1 protein-coding gene is annotated in these 1,442 nt (G+C 40.2%); it reads right to left on the bottom strand.

The window, feature by feature from the left end; genetic code table 11:
* The coding region (locus tag G590_RS0117745; RefSeq protein ID WP_026494256.1) for an IS30 family transposase at window positions 1-1,321 on the bottom strand (1,321 nt) is incomplete at its 3' end.
* Window positions 1,322-1,442 lie beyond the last annotated feature (121 nt).

Here is a 1,442-nt window from a genome sequence, read left to right as displayed (position 1 = left end):
ACGGTTTCAGGGTAACCTGATCCGGTGCAATCTCCTTAAGTTTTAGCAGACGGTGGAGATTGTTATTGAGAAGCATTTTGGACAGCTTAAATGGGGTGCAGCCATTTAAGCTGTCTCTGGCTTCGCTATTGATGTGGTTCATCAGAACAGTAGCATCCTTCTGATCATAAGGATCCAGACTGTTGCCTTTTGGAATCACATATCTTATGTACTCATGATTCTTTTCAATCATTCCTTTCTGCCATGAGCAGTTGGGATTGCAATAAAATACCTTGCTTCTTATTTCACCATACTGGTCACATTCAAGTCGGGCTGGAAACTGGAATTCCGTGCCGTTGTCAGTGAGTATGATAGGGAACAATTCCTGGAATACTTCAATACCAAGTTTTTCACATAATGTATCAAATACTTCGATTACGCAGTCCTGTGATTTCTCAGCCAAGACAAATATAAGCATAAGATGGCAACTTCTGAAAATCATAGTCAGAAAAGCTTGCTTGCTGTTACCTTTTTCGCCTTCAACAGTATCCATTTCAACAACAGGAATTTCAGGATACTCTGAAGTATATTTGATGAAGTCGTCATATGTCCTGCCTATTCTGAATTCTTTTGCGGACAGACTGACACGAGTACCTCTTTTACGAGGCTTGCATTTGTATCTTACTCTGCGGCGCATATCGATATTTCTGGCAGTAAAAACACCCTGATCAATGTAGTTGTAGAGTGTTTTCCGACAACAGGGAATCTCATGGCCATGAAAAGCATATATATGAGCTAAAGACTGTCCTTTTAATAGTAAAGGGGATATAAGATCATCAAGGAGCGCAACTTCAGCAGGATCCTGATTTATGCCTTTTCTGCAGGATACAAGCAACTCCTGTGATGATTTGTCAGCGTTCTGAGCAATATAAAAAGCCTTGTTTTTGTTGCAACGCCTTGCTTTTAAACAGGCGTTACATACATAAGGAGCCTTAGAGAGAGTAGGGCACTGAGGCTCACGGTACTCCGGACAAGTTGTGACACAGCGCATAGCTTTGTGTTCATTGTCATAACAGTTTTTGCACATTCTAACACAGTCTTCCCTGTCACATAGGAAGCGAAGTGAGCATTCCTTATATAATGCACACCTTTGCGGATCGTCATTCTTTTCTCGTGGTTGGAAGGTGCGATACTTTTTAACTTCTTTGCTGATGGTTGTAGGATGTTTTCCTACAATCCTTCCTATCTCAGCAAAGGATTTACCATCATTCAGCCCCTTTTCAACTTTTATTCTCTGGCTGGTAGTAAGGTGTTTCTGGTCATATTTATTATCGTCAGACATTATGTAAACCTCCTATTTATGGATGGAGGAATCCACTGCCTGACTAGGTTATCATGTAAGAGTAAATTCAGCTACATAGAATTTAACCTTACAAACAAGAATTAACTTTTACATTTTAGGA

Source organism: Butyrivibrio sp. XPD2006 (genome assembly GCF_000420865.1).
GTDB lineage: Bacteria > Bacillota > Clostridia > Lachnospirales > Lachnospiraceae > Butyrivibrio.
Note: the sequence above shows the minus strand (reverse complement) of the source record. Positions and strands in the feature narration are given on the sequence as shown.